General features: G+C 69.5%; 17 protein-coding genes. 8 read left to right on the forward strand and 9 right to left on the reverse strand.

The features are described from left to right. Positions 1–54 precede the first annotated feature (54 nt). Entirely contained in the window at positions 55–1,269 is a 1,215-nt protein-coding gene (locus ACQP2T_RS31285; RefSeq protein WP_433519643.1) for an RNA polymerase sigma factor, read from the reverse strand. Then, the gene (locus tag ACQP2T_RS31290) at positions 1,266–1,637 is read right to left on the reverse strand and encodes a YciI family protein (protein ID WP_357955210.1); all 372 of its coding nucleotides are present in this window, start codon (positions 1,635–1,637) and stop codon (positions 1,266–1,268) included. Before ACQP2T_RS31290 ends, ACQP2T_RS31285 begins: the two co-directional genes overlap by 4 nt. Positions 1,638–1,835: 198 nt before the next feature. Here ACQP2T_RS31290 and ACQP2T_RS31295 point away from each other — a divergent pair, with 198 nt between their 5' ends. The 4 genes from ACQP2T_RS31295 (at position 1,836) to ACQP2T_RS31310 (ending at position 5,148) form a co-directional block, all read left to right on the forward strand. Continuing rightward, positions 1,836–3,329, forward strand: coding sequence for an MFS transporter (locus ACQP2T_RS31295; RefSeq protein WP_433519644.1), 1,494 nt, complete (start codon positions 1,836–1,838; stop codon positions 3,327–3,329). A gap of 37 nt (positions 3,330–3,366) precedes the next feature. Beyond that, the gene (locus ACQP2T_RS31300) at positions 3,367–3,831 is read left to right on the forward strand and encodes a MarR family winged helix-turn-helix transcriptional regulator (protein ID WP_433519645.1); all 465 of its coding nucleotides are present in this window, start codon (positions 3,367–3,369) and stop codon (positions 3,829–3,831) included. 118 nt (positions 3,832–3,949) lie between these two features. Beyond that, on the forward strand, positions 3,950–4,855 hold the full coding sequence (locus ACQP2T_RS31305) for an LLM class flavin-dependent oxidoreductase (protein ID WP_433519646.1): 906 nt from the start codon (positions 3,950–3,952) through the stop codon (positions 4,853–4,855). Between the two features lie 137 nt (positions 4,856–4,992). Next, complete coding sequence (locus tag ACQP2T_RS31310) at positions 4,993–5,148, forward strand: hypothetical protein (protein ID WP_433519647.1); 156 nt, start codon at positions 4,993–4,995, stop codon at positions 5,146–5,148. 461 nt (positions 5,149–5,609) lie between these two features. On the opposite strand, the gene ACQP2T_RS31315 is transcribed toward ACQP2T_RS31310, so the two are convergent. Next, on the reverse strand, positions 5,610–7,073 hold the full coding sequence (locus tag ACQP2T_RS31315) for a serine hydrolase domain-containing protein (protein ID WP_433519648.1): 1,464 nt from the start codon (positions 7,071–7,073) through the stop codon (positions 5,610–5,612). Positions 7,074–7,368: 295 nt separating this feature from the next. Here ACQP2T_RS31315 and ACQP2T_RS31320 point away from each other — a divergent pair, with 295 nt between their 5' ends. Then, positions 7,369–8,106 (forward strand): TetR/AcrR family transcriptional regulator, encoded by a 738-nt coding sequence (locus tag ACQP2T_RS31320; protein ID WP_433519649.1) that lies wholly within the window; start codon positions 7,369–7,371, stop codon positions 8,104–8,106. A gap of 691 nt (positions 8,107–8,797) precedes the next feature. Next, entirely contained in the window at positions 8,798–9,277 is a 480-nt protein-coding gene (locus ACQP2T_RS31325; protein ID WP_433519650.1) for a hypothetical protein, read from the forward strand. An 841-nt stretch (positions 9,278–10,118) separates the two neighbouring features. Here ACQP2T_RS31325 and ACQP2T_RS31330 read toward each other — a convergent pair. After that, positions 10,119–11,099 carry an alpha/beta hydrolase family protein gene (locus ACQP2T_RS31330; protein WP_433519651.1) on the reverse strand — a complete coding sequence of 327 codons (981 nt, stop codon included), beginning with the start codon at positions 11,097–11,099 and terminating at the stop codon, positions 10,119–10,121. Continuing rightward, a complete protein-coding gene (locus ACQP2T_RS31335; protein WP_433519652.1) occupies positions 11,096–12,019 on the reverse strand; it encodes a zinc-binding dehydrogenase in 924 nt (307 codons plus the stop codon). The genes ACQP2T_RS31330 and ACQP2T_RS31335 overlap by 4 nt, the downstream gene beginning before the upstream one ends. A gap of 88 nt (positions 12,020–12,107) precedes the next feature. Here ACQP2T_RS31335 and ACQP2T_RS31340 point away from each other — a divergent pair, with 88 nt between their 5' ends. Next, positions 12,108–13,052 carry a LysR family transcriptional regulator gene (locus ACQP2T_RS31340; RefSeq protein ID WP_433519653.1) on the forward strand — a complete coding sequence of 315 codons (945 nt, stop codon included), beginning with the start codon at positions 12,108–12,110 and terminating at the stop codon, positions 13,050–13,052. A gap of 22 nt (positions 13,053–13,074) precedes the next feature. Here ACQP2T_RS31340 and ACQP2T_RS31345 read toward each other — a convergent pair whose 3' ends face one another. Further along, positions 13,075–13,971: an alpha/beta hydrolase gene (locus ACQP2T_RS31345; RefSeq protein WP_433519654.1), complete on the reverse strand. Its 897-nt coding sequence runs from the start codon at positions 13,969–13,971 to the stop codon at positions 13,075–13,077. A gap of 181 nt (positions 13,972–14,152) precedes the next feature. Between ACQP2T_RS31345 and ACQP2T_RS31350 the strand changes: the two genes are divergently transcribed. Further along, positions 14,153–16,552, forward strand: a complete 2,400-nt coding sequence (locus ACQP2T_RS31350) for a M28 family peptidase (protein ID WP_433519655.1) — start codon at positions 14,153–14,155, stop codon at positions 16,550–16,552. A gap of 126 nt (positions 16,553–16,678) precedes the next feature. Here ACQP2T_RS31350 and ACQP2T_RS31355 read toward each other — a convergent pair whose 3' ends face one another. From ACQP2T_RS31355 to ACQP2T_RS31365, 3 genes are read right to left on the reverse strand one after another with little or no spacing between them, the layout of a single operon-like run. After that, positions 16,679–17,410, reverse strand: a complete 732-nt coding sequence (locus ACQP2T_RS31355; RefSeq protein WP_433519656.1) for a hypothetical protein — start codon at positions 17,408–17,410, stop codon at positions 16,679–16,681. 16 nt (positions 17,411–17,426) lie between these two features. Beyond that, the gene (locus tag ACQP2T_RS31360) at positions 17,427–17,723 is read right to left on the reverse strand and encodes a hypothetical protein (RefSeq protein ID WP_433519657.1); all 297 of its coding nucleotides are present in this window, start codon (positions 17,721–17,723) and stop codon (positions 17,427–17,429) included. A gap of 32 nt (positions 17,724–17,755) precedes the next feature. Then, entirely contained in the window at positions 17,756–17,992 is a 237-nt protein-coding gene (locus tag ACQP2T_RS31365; RefSeq protein ID WP_433519658.1) for a hypothetical protein, read from the reverse strand. Positions 17,993–18,084 lie beyond the last annotated feature (92 nt).

Below are 18,084 nucleotides of genomic sequence, written 5' to 3' on the forward strand. Positions count from 1 at the left end.
GAGCTTGTCTTCGGAACCCGAGACGAGACAGCCCGCCCATCTGTGACATGCCGCCTAGGACGTTCGCACCCGGCCGGCCCGGGACTCCAGGTAGCGCTGCTCGGCGATACTGGCCGTGGACTTCGCGGCGAGCCGGAAGTGCTCGTACGCCCCCGCCGTGTCGCCCGCCTTCTCCAGCAGATGCGCCCGTACGGACAGCAACCGGTGATGCCCGGCCATCCGCTCGTCACTGTCCAATGTGGCCAGCAGGGCCAGCCCGGCCTGCGGGCCCTCGGTCTCGGCGAGTGCGATGGCCCGGTTGAGGGTGACCATCGGGTTGGGCGCGATCCGTTCCAGGACGAGGTACAGGGCGTGCACCTGCGCCCAGTCGGTCGCCGCGGCCGTGTCCGCGTCGTCGTGGGTGGCGGCGATGGCGGCCTGCAGCTGGTAGGGCCCCAGCGCGGGGCCGGCCAGTGATGCCTTGACCAGCTCGGTGCCCTCGTCGATCAGCGCGCGGTCCCACTTCGTACGGTCCTGCTCGTCCAGCGGCACCAGGTCGCCGGTCGCCGTCGTACGTGCCTCCCGGCGGGCGTCGGTCAGCAGCATCAGCGCGAGCAAGCCGGTCACCTCGTCGTCCTCGGGCAGTTGCGCGTGCACCATCCTGGCCAGCCGGATCGCCTCGTGCGCGAGGTCGGTGCGGTGCAACTCGCTGCCCGAAGAGGCGGTGTAACCCTCGTTGAAGATCAGGTAGAGCACGTGCAGGACGACCCGCAACCGCTCCTCGCGCTCGGCGCCTTCCGGCAGGCTGAACGAGCTGCCGGCCGCCTTGATGCGCTGTTTGGCCCGGCTGATCCTGGCCGCCATCGTGGCCTCCGGCACCAGGAACGCGCGGGCGATCTCAGCGGTCGTCAGGCCGCCGACCGCACGCAGCGTCAGGGCGGTCTGGGAGGCCGCGGTCAGCGTCGGATGGCAGCACAGGAACAGCAGGACGAGCGTGTCGTCGGTGTCCGGCACATCCCCGGCCGACACCTCGGTGGCCGTCGCCGACTCCCGCTCGCGGCGCGCGTGGTCGCTGCGCATCTGGTCGATGAGCCGCCGGGACGCGACGGTCATCAGCCAGCCGCGCGGGTTTTCCGGTAGCCCCTCGGCCGGCCACTGCACGGTGGCGGCGAGGACGGCCTCCTGTACGGCGTCCTCACACGCCTCGAACTGCCCGTTCCGCCGTACCAACGTGCCGAGGACCTGCGGCGTGAGCTCACGCAGCAGGTCCTCGATGGCCGATGTCGTCATGCCTCCAATTGTCCGTCAGCGAACATCACCTGCCGCACCTCTACCCCCAGACCCTCGATCGCGGTGTCCGGGATCTGCGTCGCCAGCTCGATCGCCCGCTCCTTGTTCTCGCAGTCGATCAGGTAGAAGCCGCCCAGATACTCCTTCGCCTCCAGGAAAGGGCCGTCGGTCACGACCGGCTGGCCGTTGCGCACGGACACCACGGCAGCCTGCGAAGGGTCGACCAGCGCCTGGGTGGTGATCAGCTCGCCGGACTTCTTCAGCGCCTCGATGAACGCGCCGTGGCCGTCGCCGATCGCCGCCTTCTCCGCGTCGGTCAGCGCGTCCAGGACGGCCGGGTTGATGTGCATGCTGATCAGGAACTTCATCTCGTACTCCTTGTGGTCGCGAGCCCCGGCCGGGGCCCTTCGACCGGTTGGTCGGAGCCGCCGGCGTCGTCTTGACATCCCCCGCCAAAACTTACCCGCGAGTTTTTCGGTGTCGCGCGACCGCGGCGATGTCAAGAAGCTCGCGACCGCTCCGACCACCCGGCGAAACATCGACCGCACAAACAGGGAGTTTCGGATATGCGAGTCAACCGGGCGTGGCTGGGACTGATCGTCCTGGTGCTGCCGACCTTGCTCGTGGCCATGGACATGACGGCGCTGCTCCTCGCGCTCCCACAGTTGAGCGCCGGTCTGGGCGCCACCAACGTCCAGCAGCTGTGGATCAGTGACAGCTACGGATTCATGGTGGCCGGCCTGGTCATCACGATGGGTACGCTCGGCGACCGGATCGGCCGCCGCCGGCTGCTGATGATCGGGGGAGCGGCGTTCGCGGTGCTGTCGGTCGTCGCCGCCTTCTCGGTCAGTCCGCTGATGCTGATCGTCGCGCGGGCGCTGCTGGGTGTCGCCGGCGCGACCCTGATGCCGTCCACGCTCGCCTTGATCACCAGCATGTTCCACGATCAACGGCAGCGCGGGCAGGCCATCGCGATCTGGGCGACCTGCCAGTTCACCGGTGGCGCGCTCGGGCCCGTGCTCGCCGGATTCCTGCTCCAGCACTTCTGGTGGGGATCGGTGTTCCTGGTCGCCGTGCCGGCGATGGCGTTGCTGCTGCTCGCCGGGCCGGTCCTGCTGCCCGAGTTCCGGGCCGAGCGGGCCGGTCGGCTGGACCTGGCCAGCGTCGGGCTGTCGCTCGTGGCGGTGCTGTCGATGGTGTACGGGATCAAGCAGCTGCCGGTCGAGAGCGCGCCGGTCGTCCCGGCGATGACCCTGGTCGTCGGCGCGGCCATCGGAGTGCTGTTCGTCCGCCGGCAGCTACGGCTGGAGACGCCGTTGCTGGATCTGCGGCTGCTCCGCAACCGCCCGTTCACGGCCGTACTCATCGCGCTGGTCTTCGCCGGCATCGCCATGGCCGGTACGGGCCTGCTGGTGACCCAGTACCTGCAGAGCGTGCTGGGCTTCTCGCCGGTCGCGTCGGCGCTGCTGTTCGCGCCCATGGGCCTGGGCACGGCGGTCGGCACCATGACCGCGCCCGCGCTGGCCCGGCGGATGAAGCCGTCCTCCGCCATCGCCGGCGGGCTGGTGGTGTCAGCGCTGGGCAGCCTGCTGCTGGTCGGCGTCGGCGGGGCGAGCGCCCTGCCGCTGGCGATGATCGGCATCACCGTGCTGGCGCTGGGCACCGGTCCGCTGTTCGCGCTCGGCACGGGGCTGGTCGTCGGGGCCGTACCGCCGGAGCGCGCCGGATCGGCGGCGTCGATGTCGGAGACCAGTAACTACTTCGGCGGTTCGCTCGGCTTCGCGCTGCTCGGAGTGGTGGCCGCGGCGGTCTACCGAGGCCGGATGGACGGCACGTCCGACTCGCTGGCCGGCGCCATCGCCACCAGCCGGAACCTGCCCGCCGGCCAGGGCGCGGAGCTACTGCACGCCGCGCGGGAGGCGTTCACCGCTTGCGTGCACGTCACCGGCGTCATCGCCGCGGTAATCTTCGCCGGGCTGGCGGTACTGATCCTGACCATGCGCCCGGCGACCCGGACCACCCCGGCCGCGCTTCCCGATTATGAGGCGGCTCGCCCATAGGGGTAGTTCGTCCCACGAAGCTTGTTAGCCTGGGCCGGTGAGTGAAGATGTCGACGGTCAGATCGGGGCGGTGGCCGCACTCGTACGGTCTACCTTTCTGGTGAATGCTGTGTACGCGAATTCCGCCCGCGAGTATGGCCTCACCCAGCAGCAGGGCCAGTTGTTGTGCGTCTTGATGCCGCAGCCGTACGGCATGAGCGAACTGGGCGCGATGCTCGGCCTGGCCAAGTCGAGCCTGACCGGCCTGGTGGACCGCAGCGAACGCAACGGCCTGGTCCAACGCCGGCCCGACCCGCAGGACTCGCGCGCGGTACGGGTGGCGCTCACCCCACGGGGCGCCAAGCTGGTCGACGAGTTCTACGCCGAGACCTGTCGCCGCGTCGAGGAGCTGACCTCGGGATTCGCCCCGGCCGAACGCGACACGCTCGCCGCGCTGCTCGGCCGGATCGTGGCGGACAACAAGGTGCCCACCGTCTTCGTGGAACCGGATCGCCCGCGCTGAACCGCTGCGGGAGAGTTGCAGTTCGTACTGCGAACTAATATGGTTCGTAGTACGAACTCAAATCGCCGCGCAGCATACCGGGGCGCGCTGACGATCATTCGCAGAGAAAGGCGGCACGTTGTCCGCACATAACGTCGTCTTCGGTTTTGGCGCGCATTCCAGCATCGACGACATACCTGAGCTGTTGCGCATGGTCCAGCAGGCCGACCAGGACGGGCTGGACATCTTCACCTTGTCCGACCATCCCTACATCGGCGGGCGTCTGGACGCCTATGCCGCGCTCGGCTTCATCCTCGGGCGGACCCGGCACATCGCCGGCTTCGCCAACGTCACCAACCTGCCGACCCGGCCGCCCGCCATGCTGGCCAGGACGGTGACGTCGCTGTCGGCACTGTCGGACGGCCGGATCGTGCTCGGCATGGGCGCGGGCGGGCTGTGGGATCGCATCGCCGACATGGGAGTGCCGCGGCTGACGCCCGGCGCGGCCGTGGACGCCTTCGAGGAGGCGATCGTCCTGGTCAAGCTGCTGTCGGGCGGCGGCCCGCCGGTCACCTACGAGGGCAAGCACTACCAGGTGCACCGGATCGAGCCCGCTCCCGTCGCCGCGCCGCCCGTGTGGACCGGCTCGGTCGGCGCGAAGTCCCTGGCCGCCACCGGCCGGGTGGCCGACGGCTGGATCCCCGGCCACGCGGCCGACTGGCTCAGCGAGCGCTACCGAACCTCCCGGCCGATCATCGACGAGGCGGCGGCGGCCGTCGGCCGCGATCCGGGCGAGATCCGTACGGTCTTCAACTTCCCCGGACGCATTACCGACCAGCCGCTGCCCGCCACCCGCGACCGCGACGGCCGCTGGCTCGGCGGCTCCGTCGGCCAGTGGGTCGAGGAGCTGACCGGAGCCGTGCTGGAGCACGGCGCGTCGGGCTTCACGCTCTTCGCCGACGGCCATGGCGCCGCTGACCTCACCGTGCTGGCCCGCTGGGCCCAGGAGATCGTCCCGTCGGTCCGCGAGGCGATCGCGAAGTAGCGCGACACCGGTCGATGCCTCCAGGCGCCCCGGAGGCGATCACGCCTGCGGTACTTCACCGTGACACCCGCCGACATCGCCTTCATCGACCCGGGCCGCGGCCCGACCGATCAGGGCTTGCCGTTCGACTCGCTAGCTTGCACTGGCTGGGGTTCGTGCCAGACGAGGTGACCTCGGCCCCGCCGGTGGCGGTGGCCCGGCCGGCCGAGCGGCTGGGGGTGGACCCGGCCGTGGTCGACGCCGAACTCCTCAAAGCCGTCCGCGACCTGCTGCCCGACCCGGCCGCTCAGTGACGTCGATCGCCAAACTGCTGGGCGTCTCGGTCGGCGCCCCCTACCACCACATCCCCGGCCCGCAACAGCTACGCGTCGGCCGGACCGCAGGTGCTCGCGTCCACCGCCCCGGAGGCGGGGGTCAGGGAAATTTCTCACGGAATCCGGCGTAGTGGAGATTTCGCTGCTCAGCTGACCCCGGCTGCTCTTCGCTCTTCAGAGTCAACGCCGGATTCCGCTCCATCGCGCAGAAGAGCAGCTGAGTTCCCGGTCATCTGCGGCTCCCAGGATCGTGCTGCTGGGGCTGGAACGCGGGGTCACGTCCGCCTGCGATTGCTGCCGGTGAAGTGGTCGCGCGCGGCGATGGCACCGACGCCGGGCGTAGTGCTCCAGGTAGCGGGTGAGGGTTCGGCGTGGAGGCTGAGCGGGCCCGTCCGGTGGCCCGCATCACCTCCGCCAGGTCGTATGCCACCTCACCGGCGTCAGGCGACCTTGGGGGTGGCGCGCATGCCGACGTACACGCAGGCTGTGCCGTCGGCCAGGGTGGAGAAGACGACGGGCATGTAGTCCTCGCTGAAGGACGGGCCCGCCCCCGTGGCCGCGAAGACGGTCTGGGTAACCGGGAGCAGCTCCATGTCCAGGGGTGGGGACATGTCCTTCATGTCGTCCACGAACTCGTAACGCATGCGCAGGCCGTCACCGTCGTCATCACCGGCGCCTCCGCTGTCATGGCTGACGGTGATGACGACGCCGGCGCGCCGGTAGGTGCCGAGCAGCGGGGTGACGTCCACGGTGGGGGGTTCGGCGGGCGGGCCGAAGGGGGCGGGCATGGTGACGCCGGCGAGTTCGGCGAGCAGGTCGCGGAACAGGTCGGCGTACAGGAGCCGGGCGCTGCCGCCGTTGGTCAGCAGGACCAGGGCGAGGCCGGCGTGCGGGACGACGCGCAGGTAGGCGTACTGGCCGATGGCGGCGCCGTCGTGGCCGTAGCCGGGCACGCCGTTCCAGTCGTAGAGGGTCCAGCCGAGGCCCCAGCCGTCGGCGGAGACGGTCCACTTGTCGGGCACGTCGGTCTCGCGGCGCTGCATGGCGGCGACCGCCTCGGCCGACAGCACTGGGCCGCCGCCGGCCAGGTGCATAGCGGCCAGGCGGGCCATGTCGCCGGCGGAGGTGATGACGCGGCCGGCGGGGCCGGCCGAGCGCGGCATGAGGTCCCAGGCGGGGGCCGGGTCGGGGTCGGCGCCGGGCTCGCCCAGGTGGCTCATCGCGGCCGGGAAGCGCAGCGCCTCCTCCGGCAGCGTCATCGAGCGCTCCAGGCCGAGCGGGGTGAACAGCAGGTCTTTGAGGGCCTGGTCCCAGGTGCGGCCGGTGAGGACCTCGATGAGGCGGCCCAGCACGATGTAGCCGAGCCCGCCGTAGGAGATCGCGGTGCCGGGCGGGCAGTCCAGCGGCACCTCCCGGGCGGCCTCGACGTAGCGGGCCAGGCAGTCGTCGCCGCGCCCGCCGTCGTAATTGAAGTCGTTGGTGACGCCGCCGGTGTGCGACAGGAGCTGGCGGACGGTGATCGTCCGGGTGGCCACGGGGTCGGGGGTAGCGAACTCGGGCAGGACGTCGGCCACTCGGGTGTCCAGCGCCAGTCGGCCCTCGTCGATCAGCCGCATTACCAGAGTGGCCGTGTAGACCTTGGCGATCGAGCCGGACAGGAACACCGAGTCGGTCGTCACCTCCACGCCCGTGCCCCGGTGCAGCACGCCGCTCGCCAGCTCGTGCACCCGCCCGTTGACCAGCACCGCCAGTGACGCGCCCGGCACGTGGTGCCGCCGGCGCAGCTCGTCGAAGCGCGCCTGCCAGCGGGCCAGGTCAAAGGTCTGCCCCTGCGAGCCGGCGCTTCCCCAGTCGCCACTGGCCGTCCAGCCACCTTGCTCGGTCCACTGCGCGTTCGTCGCCATGCTTCCTCCTGCACGCTGTTCCCTGATGCGCACACTGTACGCATGGCGGAGCGATGTACGCAACCGCGCACGGCGATACGGCCGAGGCGGTCAGCAGACATGAGGCACCACCCGGCGGCGGTGCGGCAGTGCGGCGGTTCAGCTTGGCGACTACCAGCGAACGTGTAGCGCACGTGCGCGTTCTCGGCGCACGACGCACTCGGGGCGAGCCTTCGATGTTCACAGGCTGGGATCACTGTACGCATGCCGCGAACGTCGTACGCTAACATGAGCGTCCCGCAACGAGGAGACCTGTATGCCAGCCGAGAAGCAGCCCATCCCCTCGGTATGGGCCCGCCCGCGCGCCAAGCGGGAGCAGCCGTCGCTGAGTCGCGACCGGATCGTGTCCGAGGCCATCCAACTCCTGGACGCCGAGGGCATCGACGCCTTGAGCATGCGCAGCCTCGGCGTCCGGCTCGGCGCCGGAGCCACGTCTCTCTATCGGCACGTGGCCAACAAGGACGAGCTGATCGAGCTGGTCGTGGACGAGATCTACGGCGAGGTACGGGTGCCCGCCGCCACCCCCGCACGCTGGCGGGCGGCCGTCACCGAATCCGCCCACAGCCTGCGCTCGATGGTGCTGCGTCACCCCTGGGTCGCCTCCATGCTCGGCCAGGTCGGGCTCGCCTACCTCGGGCCCAACCTGATGCGGCAGTCGGAGCGCATGCTCGCCCTGTTCAAAGCGGCGGGCTTTGCCGTCGACGAGGCCGATCAGGCCATGAATCTGCTCATCGCCTACGTCATCGGGATGACCACCAGCGAGGCCGCCTACCTGTCGGTGCTCGCCCGCAGCGGCCAGAACGAGCAGGACTGGCTTGAGAGCCTGCGACCGACCACCGAACACGCCCTGCGGGACTACCCGCTCCTGCGCGACGGGCGCGCCGCGGAGCAGACCAAGGATCCGGAGCAGATCCGCGTAGAGTCCTTCGTCTACGGCGTCGAGCGCATCCTGGACGGTTTGGAGACCAGGCTCGGCCGCACCCCCGCCCGTTGAGACACGGAGGGTGGCGGGGAACCCGTCGGCGTGGATCTGCTTGACGGCAGCGTCCACGGGGGTGGACTGGCAGGACATCTCGTTGGCGCTGAGAAAGGTCTTGATTGCAGCGAGCTAGGCCCACAGACCAAGTACGCCGGGAAGGGGCAGTGGGAGCTTGAAATCGAGCAGCCCGACCTGCGAAAACGCCCCGATGATCGTTATCGCGCCGGGCTTATCCCGCCATGTTCGAGCCGTAACCCTCGCACGCACACCTGCCGCGGGACCAGGGGATTGCCCCCTTGCGCCGGTACTTGGTCTGCGCCCCGCATAAGCCCAAAACCCACATTGTGATGATCTTGGTGACAAGGGCGAGCGGGTGGGTTGGCCCTCGGAGAGGAACGGAACGGTCGGCGGCGGTTGCGTGTGCAGTTTCCTGCACACCGCATGGCGGCCGGTGGGCGACGCCGAGCTGGCAGGAACCTGAAGTAGGTTTCTAAAATAAGACAATTAGGCTAGACATTGCCCACCAAAGCATAGACAAAGGGCCCAAAAAGCACGATTTTCACCATTGTTCAAATACGCTACAAACCATGTCTTGACCGCAGTATTAGCAAATGATACAGATAACTCATCAATGATGATGTGAGGAACCTCCGGGGGGAGCATGGGATCAATCAAGAGCGCCGCAAGGCGATGCCTTACAATCGCAATGGCGCTCGTGATCACTTCAATCTGGGCAAACGCCGCAAATGCCACGACCATAAGCACCGCCGCAGTTGCCAAGTTAGAATGCAAGAACTACTCAAAGATGGCGGAGGTCGACGTCACCGCAAAGGGAGTCAGTGTTTCTGTCCCCTACTACAAGGGCCAGTTCTGCATCGACTTCCACAGGACGAGCACTCGCGTCGACTCGCTCCGGTACGAATTCGGGTCGTTGTTCCACCGCACGTGCGAATGGTGGGTCAACTTCGACTTCTGGGACGGCCTCACGGGAGAGCAGTATTACCACTGGGAGGCGGGCCAGCAAAGACACTTCGGCTGCTCGAGGTGGGGAAGCGGCACCCGTAATGTGGCGAACGACCCTAATGTGCCGCCGCTTCGATCAGGTCAGGTCTGCGGCACCCTCTACACGGGCTACCAAAAGAACGCCATCCTGCTGACGACCGTATGTAAGTACGTCGCCGTATGAGGCAGACCAACAGATGACGCCCCGCACCGTTAGGCGGGGCGTCGTCGATATGAGCAGGCCCACACGAGAGGTCGGAGAACGAACGCCTCACTGCTGCAACCTTCTTGGGGCGTAGACCAAGTAACGCGGAAAGGGTCAGTCTCCTGGTCGCGGCGGGTGTGCGTGCGAGGGTTACGGCTCGAACATGGCGGGATAAGTCCGGCGCGATAACGATCATCGGGGCGTTTTCGCAGGTCGGGCTGCTCGATATCAAGCTCCCACTGCCCCTTCCCGGCGTACTTGGTCTGTGGGCCAGCTAGGGCTGCTCTTGGTCGCGACGGTTCCTCATCTTGCTGCCGGCCTCGGTGCCGGCGGGCGGCGCGGATCTCCCCGTCACGATTGCTTGGCGCGCTCCATGTCGGCCTCGCTCAGCCGGGCCGCGTCGGCCAGAGCGCCGGCGCCGGACGGCTCTGATCACACGACCGACACAGCTCGGCCAGGCCGCGCCCGCCGCCTGCGCGTTCGCAACTCTGCTCTTCAAGGTCGTCAGCAAGTATCGGAGATGATCACAAAGCTCATCGACCAAGCCCTCAAGACCACCGGATGAGCCGACACCACCTGCGGGTGACATAGGCAGGTCTGACCTGGTTCCTCAGGAAGTCTCGCCCGACGTCAACCCGGTCGGCGTCGCGGTCACGCACGCTCCACAACGGCGGCGTCCCCTGGCCGTATCCGAACTCAGGATCGCCATCACCGATGACCCACACCGCAAACGAAACGCGGCTTCCCATTTCGGGGGACGGCATCAGTGGAGGTCAGCGAAATCCGACCAAAATTTCCCCGAGACTACAGCGAGGCCGTGTCAGGTGAGTGCTCCGGAAATCCAATCGGCGGCCGCTGCCAGCCAGTCGGGGCGGGCGTTGCCGAGCAAGTGGTCGCCGTGAGAGAGGCGAAGGTACTGTCCGTGCGGGGTTAGACGGGCCAGCGACTCGCCGTTGGCCACGCCGGGGATGACGTCCTGGCCGCCGTCCACTACCAGAAGGGGGCAGGCGATCTGTGAGGCGAGGGTGGACAGATCCACCTGGCCGGCGAAGTCCCGGGCGGCCGGCTCGCCGCCGGCACGCTGGATGAGGATCTCCCGTACGGGGCGCGGCAGGAGGTCCCAGTGCAGCCGGAAGGGGCCGCTGACAGTGATGGCGGCCGCGACACGGCTTTCCCGGGCAGCGCTTTCCGCCACGTAGTAGCCGCCGAGGCTGAGTCCGACGAGTCCCACCCTGTCCGTGCCGAGTGCGTCGATGACCTGGCCGATCACGTGGTGGTAGTCGGCTCGGACGGTGGTGGTGTCCGCGAGCACCCCTTGCCCTGGCCCGTCCATCGCGAACACGGCCATGCCCCGGCGCAGCAAGGCATTGATCACATCGTGGAATTCCTCTTTGCCGGAGTCCAGTCCCGGGACCACTACCGCCGTTGCCGCGACATCGGCCGGGCCGCGCAGCCAGCCGGTGAAGCCCGGCCCTTCGATCCGGCGCGCTCCGGGCTCCAGCAGGTCCAGCGCACGACCCATCGCGGTGTCCGCCTCGGCGGCCGCGAGTGCCCTCTCACGGTTCGGCCCCAGCGTGGCGAAGTGGAACCAGCGCGCCGCCACCTGGAAGTGCTCGCCCGCCGAGATCGCCGTAGCCGCCTGCCCGGCTCGTACCAGATGCCCGTGCGCGGCGCGCACGAAGGCCTCGCCCCATTCCTCCAGGTCGGCCAGCTCGCCGGTGACGCGTAGGTACTCATGCGGGTCCAGTCCGGCTCCGGTGGCGCGCGACAGGTTGGCGGCAGCGAATTCCGCGGCGCTCATCGTGATGCTCCGATCGTCAGCACGGCGTTGCCTCGGATACGGCGTTCCCGCAGGTCGATCACGACCTCGGCGGTCTGGCCCCAGTCGGTGGTACGGCCGATCTCCGGGTGCAGCCGCCCGCCTGCCACCAGGCGTACCAAGGTGGCCAGGTCGGGACCGTACGGCGCGCCGGCGTAGTGGAAGTGGCGGATCACGGCGTTCTCCGGCCCGGCGAGCAGGTCGAAGAAGTTCACCGTCGCCGGGGTACGGCTGGCCTGGCCGAACCACACCAACGTGCCGTCCGGGACCAGCTTGGCCAGCGTGGCCGTCAGGGTGCCGCCGCCAAGGGATTCCAATACCACGTCGAACGGCCCGTCCGCGTCGGCCACGTCGTGCACGATCGCCGTGGCGCCCAGCTCGCGCAGGCGCGCCCCGCGCTCCACCGTGGCGGTCACCGCGGTCACCTCCGCCCCGGCCGCGGCGGCGAGTTCGGTCAGGTAGTGACCCACTCCGCCGGAGGCACCGGTCAGCAGCACCCGCCTGCCCGTCACGGCACCGGCCGTACGGAGCAGCCGGAGCGCGGTGATCCCGGCCAGCGGCAGAGCGGCCGCCTGGATGGTGGTGAGCTCGTCGGGCAGGACAGCGATCGAGTGGGTGGGCACGGTCGCGTACTCGGCCCAGCCGCCCATCGGCGGATGGCCCACCACCCGCGTGCCGACCGGCGGCCCGGAGCCGTCGGCGGCAGCCTGCACGACCAGGCCGGCGACGTCCTTCCCCGGCCTCAGACCGGGTTCCGGCGCTTCCAGCAGGAACGTCTCTCCGCGATTCGGCGAGAACGCCTCGACCTTGATCAGCACTTCGCACGGGGAGGGGGCGGGCTGGGTGTCCTGGACGAACTCCACCGGCCGCGTCGCATCTCCCGTAGGCATCAATCTACGCATGCGGCCATGAAACCGGCATCCGGCTGGCGTGAGCTAACAACAGAAGCCACAGGCCGACAACCATGGGTTGTCGCCTAAGGTGACGGGCGTGGATCTCGACCTGGCACAGGTGCGCGCGTTCGTACTGGCAGCCGAAGGACTGCACTTCGGCCACGCGGCCGAAGAACTGTCGATCTCCCAGCAGGCGCTCTCCAAGCGGATCGCCCGCCTGGAGTCCACCCTCGGCAGGCGCTTGCTCGACCGCGACGGCAGGGGAGTGCGGCTCACCGAGGCCGGGCAGCGTTTCCTGGAGCCTGCCCGGCAGGCGTTGACCGCCGCGGACCTGGCCGTGGCGGCGGCGCTGGACGCGTACCACCCGCTGCGGATCGATGTGTGGGGTCACCTGTACGCGCCCATGCGCACACTGGCGCAAGTGGCGGCCGGCGAGCCGCGGCTGGAGCTGGGGCATGGCCGTGACCTGCCCTCGGTGACCGCCGCGCTGCTGCACGGCGACATCGATGCCGCCTTCGGCCGCGTCCACGCGCCGTTGCCCGCCGGACTGACGCATCGCCTGGTACGCCTGGAGCCGGTGGATGTGATCTTCAGCGCGGATCATCCGCTGGCAAGCGCGCCGGCGATCCGGCCGACGCAGTTGCGCGACAGCCTGCTGTGGACTCCCGGAGTACTCCACCGGCTGGACTTCCTGCGCCGCTTCGCCGAGTCTTTCGGCATCCACGATCGCGCCGAGGGGACGAACCTGGGGCTGGACCACTTCCTGGCCGACCTGGCGGCCGACAAGCGCCGCTTCAGTCTGCTGCCCGCCGACGTGCCCCTCCCGCCACACCCGGCGATCCGTTCGGTCCCGTTGGCAGACCCCACCCCGCTGTACGCCTGGTCGCTGCTCTGGCGCGGCAACGGCGCTCATCCGCTGCTGGACACCCTGGTGAGTGCCTTCGCGGCAAAGGCTCAGCGCAACCGGTGGCTGGAATACGACCCCATCCGCGATTGGCTGCCCGAGCGCCACCCCGCCGACGCTGACGCATCGGCTCCATGATGAGGCGCCAAGCCGGGCCGCCTCACTCCGCCAGGGCGCGGCGCAGGGCGGCGCCGAGCTCGGCGATCTGCCGCTGCGACACCTCGGCGGACAGGATCGCCTGTGATCCGTGGAAGGTGCCGGGCCACTGGTGCAATTCCGCCGACACGCCCGCCCGCAGCAGCCGTAGCGCGTACGTGATGTCTTCGTCGCGGTTCGGGCAGAATTCCGCGGTGGCGATGTAGGCGGGTGGCAGGCCGGACAGGTCGTCGGCCCGCGCCGGGGCGGCGTACGGCGTGGCGGGCGTGGAGCCCAGGTAGTGCCGCCATATCGCGGTGACTTTGTCGCGATTCATCCATGGCGTGTCGGTGAAGTGCCGTGCCGACCAGCTCTCCTGCCGGTCGTCGAGTCCGGGCTGGTTGAGCAGCTGGAAGCGGATCGGCGGCCCTTGCTCGTCACGCGCTCGCAGTGCCACCGCGGTCGCGAGCCCGCCGCCGGCGCTGTGGCCGCCGACCGCGATGCGCTCCGGGTCGACGCCGAGCTCGGTGGCGTTCTTGGCCGTCCAGGTCAGCGCGGCGTAGACGTCATCCAGGGCGGCCGGGAACGGATGCTCGGGGGCCAGCCGGTAACCCACAGAGACCACCACCGCGCCGGAGACGTTCGCCAGCCGGGCGGCCCAGGGGTGTTCGGTGTTCAGGTCACCCATGACGAATCCGCCGCCGTGCAGCCAGACGATGGCGCCCCGCGGGTGGTGCGGGCGGTAGATCCGCACCGGCACGTCCGGATCGGCGGGCACCATGCGGTCCTCGATCCGCAGGTCACCGGTGTCGGGTGGCGGCAGCGCGGCGGCCAGCGCGGCGAAGTTCTCGCGTTCGGCGACCGGGTCGGTCAGGTCGGCCTTGGGGAACAGCGGGATGAATGCTTCAAGTTCGGGATCCATGTCAGCCATCTTCATGGTTGTCATCCTCGGGATCATCCGCCATCCGTCGGACGTTCAGCCTCGATCACGCACCGCTCGGCGCCCTCTTGCCTCGTTGGACCGGGGCTGCGGAAAACCGCAGGTGCGAACGGGTGAGCACCTCATTCCGCGAGGTGCGTGGCCCGGCTTAGCCTTCGTGGCCATGATCGGAAAGTTGTTCGACGTCCCACGGCGGCTGCCGGCCGGGCTGGTGGCCCTGCTCACGCTGATGGCGGTGATCATGCTGTCCGCCATGGCCGACAGCACCATGCAGCCCCTGCCGGCCAGCGCCTCGAGCGCGCAGTTCAGTGCCGAACGCGCGCTGGCGCACCTGAAGGAGTTCGCCGCTGAGCCGCGGCCCATCGGCAGCCCGGCGAGCGGCCGGGCCAGGGACTACCTGGCCGGGCGGTTGCGCGCGGCAGGGCTTCAGGTCGAGATCCAGCGTTCGGTCGGTGCCTGGTCTTCCGCGGGGCTGGCGGCGTTCGGCCAGGTCGACAACATCGTGGGCCGGCTGCCCGGGATGGGCTCCACCGGCACCGTGCTCATCGCCGCGCACTACGACTCCGCGGCCATGGGACCGGGCGCCTCCGACGACGGCGCCGCGGTGGCCGCGATGATCGAGACCGTCCGGGCGCTGCGCACCGGTCCCGGCATGCGTAACGACATCGTGCTGCTCATGTCGGACGGCGAGGAGGACGGGGTGCTCGGCGCCGAGGCCTTCGTCCGCGACCACCCCCTGGGCAAGGCCGGCGGCGTGCTGCTGAACTGGGAGGCCCGCGGAGTCAGCGGCCCCTCGTTGATGTTCGAGACCACCGCCGGCAACTCCCGCCTGGTCGAGACCTTCGTCAACGCCGTCCCCGCGCCGCGCGGCCACTCCGCCATGGTGGAGGTCTATCGGCTGCTGCCCAACAACACCGACTTCACCCCGCTGACCAAGGCGGGCTTCACCGGCATGAACTTCGCCTACATCCAGCGTTCCTCGCTTTATCACACCGCGGGCGACTCCATCGCCAACCTCAACCGGGGCAGCCTGCAACATCACGGCACCAACATGCTGGCGCTGGCGCGCGCCCTCGGCGACGCGGACCTGCGGACGCTGACCTCCGATCAGGACGTCACCTACTTCCGCGCGCTCGGCACCATGATCACCTACCCGGACCGGCTCGTCTGGCCACTGGCGGTGCTGGCCCTCGTCGCGGTGGCGGGCCTGGCGCTGCTGGCCCGCCGCAGGCGACTGCTGAGCGTGCCCCGGTTGATCGCGGCCACGGTCTCGGCCGTGGTGCCCCTGGTGCTGTCGGCTGCCTTGGCACAGGGATTGTGGGAACTGCTGCTGGCCTGGCGGCCCGCCTACGACCTGATGGGCGGGCTGCTGCACCGCCCGCGGCCGTACCAGGCGGCGATCGCGGTCCTGTGCGCGCTGGCGGTTCTCGGCTGGTATCTGGCGCTGCGGCGCAGGCTCGGTCCGGCGGCGCTGACCGTCGGGGCGCTGACCTGGCTCGCCGGACTGGGCGTGCTGTGCGCGCAGGTCGCTCCCGGCGCGTCCTTCCTGTTCGCCCTGCCGGCGCTGCTGGGCGCGCTCGGCTGCCTGGCCGCCGCCTTGTCGCGCGGACCTGCCTGGACGGGGGCGGCCGCGGCGATGCTGGGCCCGGTCACGGCCGCGATGCTGCTGCCGTCCCTGGCCGGGGACGTCTTCGACGGGATGGGGCTGGCGCTCGGCGGGGTGAGCGCGCTGATACTGGCACTGTTCGGGCTGGCCGTGGTGCCGATCGCGGAACTGTTCCTGCCCGACCCCGCCAGCCGCCTGCTGCCGGATCCCGCCACCCGGCCCCTGCCCGACCCCGCCGCCGGGGTCCTGCCCGGTCTCGCTACCCGGCCGAAACGCGCCGTCCTCCTCCCCGTGTCTCTGGCGGCCCTTCTCCTGACGACGGGACTGGTCGCCACCGGGCTCGTGGCGGACGACTTCGACGCCGGCCAGCCGCAGCGCACCCACCTGGCCTATGTCATGGACGCCGACGCCCGCACCGCCCACTGGGTCAGCGCCGACACGGACCCGCCACAGTGGACCAAGCAGTATGTGTCCAGCCACGACACCTCCGCGCTGCCCGCCGGGTACGCACGAGGCACGCTGTGGACCGGCCCCGCACCGGTGATCGCCGCCGACGGCCCGCGAGCCACCGTCCTGGCCCACCGCGAGGGCACGCTCAAACTGCACGTGACAGCGGGGAAGGGCGCACGCTCGGTGACGCTGAGGCTCGACCAGCCGATCAGCCACGCCACCGCGTCGGCCGACCGATTCGGGTCGGCGAGCGTGCCGGTGACCGGTACGCGAGCCGGAACCTGGCCCTCAGAGATCCGCTTCCGCGGTATCCCCGCTCAGGGAGTCCAGATCACCCTGCGCGTACCGGAAGCGGGCCGGATTCGCCTCACCGTCATCGGCGAGACCGACGGGCTGACCGCGGTGCCGGGCTTCGTCCCCAGACCACCGGACCTGGTCGCGGCCACCAGAGAGGACGGCGGCCTCGTCGCGGTCACCCGCGGTTATACCTTGGCCGGCGACGCTTAGACTCGCCTGCTGTCCGGTTCGAGCAAGGGCGCGCGATGATCACGGGGCGGCCGTCGCGGGTTCGCGTCATAGCGACTCCGCGACTCACGTCCCATATGTCCAGTTTGATGCTTATGGTGTGGTACGTCACCCTAGGCTGTTGGCGCCTTGAGCGACGGCGATGGCGGGAGCCACGCGCGCCGATCCGATGCCGCGGTCGGGCTTGCCGAGCCGGAAACGCACCTTGCCCTTGAGCACAGTGCCGGATTCGGCTTGCCCATCCGTGAGACCCTCGCCGGGGAACAGCGTGAACGTCCACCTCGCGTTCGATTCGCAGTCGGGCAGGTCACGCCCGCTCTGCAGGACTCGGGCGCCCCAGAGCTGACGGATCATCAGCGCCCTGGTGTCCGCGCCCGCCACCGTGAACGAGGCCGCCGGCCCGTCCGCGATCTGGTGGTGACTGCCCAGAGACGGCCCATAGACCCCGGTGACCGTGGCGACCATGGTCCACGGCCTGCCGGGCCGGACGCCGAGGACACCTGCGGGCAGCCGCGCGTCGAACACGTCCTCGGTAGGCGTGCCAAGCTGATCCGCTCGCATGGCCGCGGTCATCGGACGCCGGGTGTCCAGCCGGCCAGGGTCGGGTACCAGCAGGATGCCGTACGTCGTCTCCTCCGCGAAGCGAGCCGAAGCGAAGTGGTTCCGAAGCGCGAGCACCGCGCGCTCGGCCACCTCCCACAGATCGTCGGAGAACGCGGCCGCCAGATAGTCAGGCGTCACCGCCGGTAGCCCGGCCCGCGCCACCGCTTCGGCCACGGACGCGCAGCACGACCACCCGGACTCGGCAAGCCGCGCGATCTGCTCGGCCTTGAACGACATCACTCACCCGCGATCGTCACAGATCCTTCTCATCGAGTACGCCCTCAAACAGGCCCGCCAACTCGGTCGTCTCCACGATCTCGGCGAGCCGTTCCAGTGCGTCCGGACGGGTCAGCGCCGCACGCTTGCCCTCGAACTCGGCCAGGGACATGTCCAGCTCAAGGACCGTGATCACCTGCCGGTCATCGGCGACATTGCGTGAAACGCTGACCTTCGCGGGATAGCCGTCCGTATCCTCCGGAACCCAAGCTTCCTTGAACTGCTCATACGTCACACCCGCCTTCAAGGTTCGTACGAACACCGCACGCAACATCGCTACCCCTCCATAAGCGGCAAACCCGATGCTCACGATACGGACATCGAGCTGGAGTCGCCGACCGGACTACTCGGCTTCACGGCGACCGCTCCAGAGAAGATCGATACGTCGCAGACAGGATTCGAGGTCGGCATCGGGTCTTGGACGGTCTCGCCGCGACGAACTTGCCGTGGAAGCCGACGCTCGACGGTCGCCTCGTAGTCCTCGGGGCCGGGGCCGGCCGGGCGGATGCTATGGATGTCGCAGTCGACGCGCTCGCTGATCATCCGAGCGAGCACCTCGATGTTCCCGACGGTGAGCGTGCGACGACCGCCGTTACAGGGTGTTCCGGCAAAGGGCGCTGCACCGGCGCCCCGGG

Origin of the sequence: Nonomuraea sp. CA-143628 (genome assembly GCF_050942315.1) — a bacterium.
GTDB lineage: Bacteria > Actinomycetota > Actinomycetes > Streptosporangiales > Streptosporangiaceae > Nonomuraea.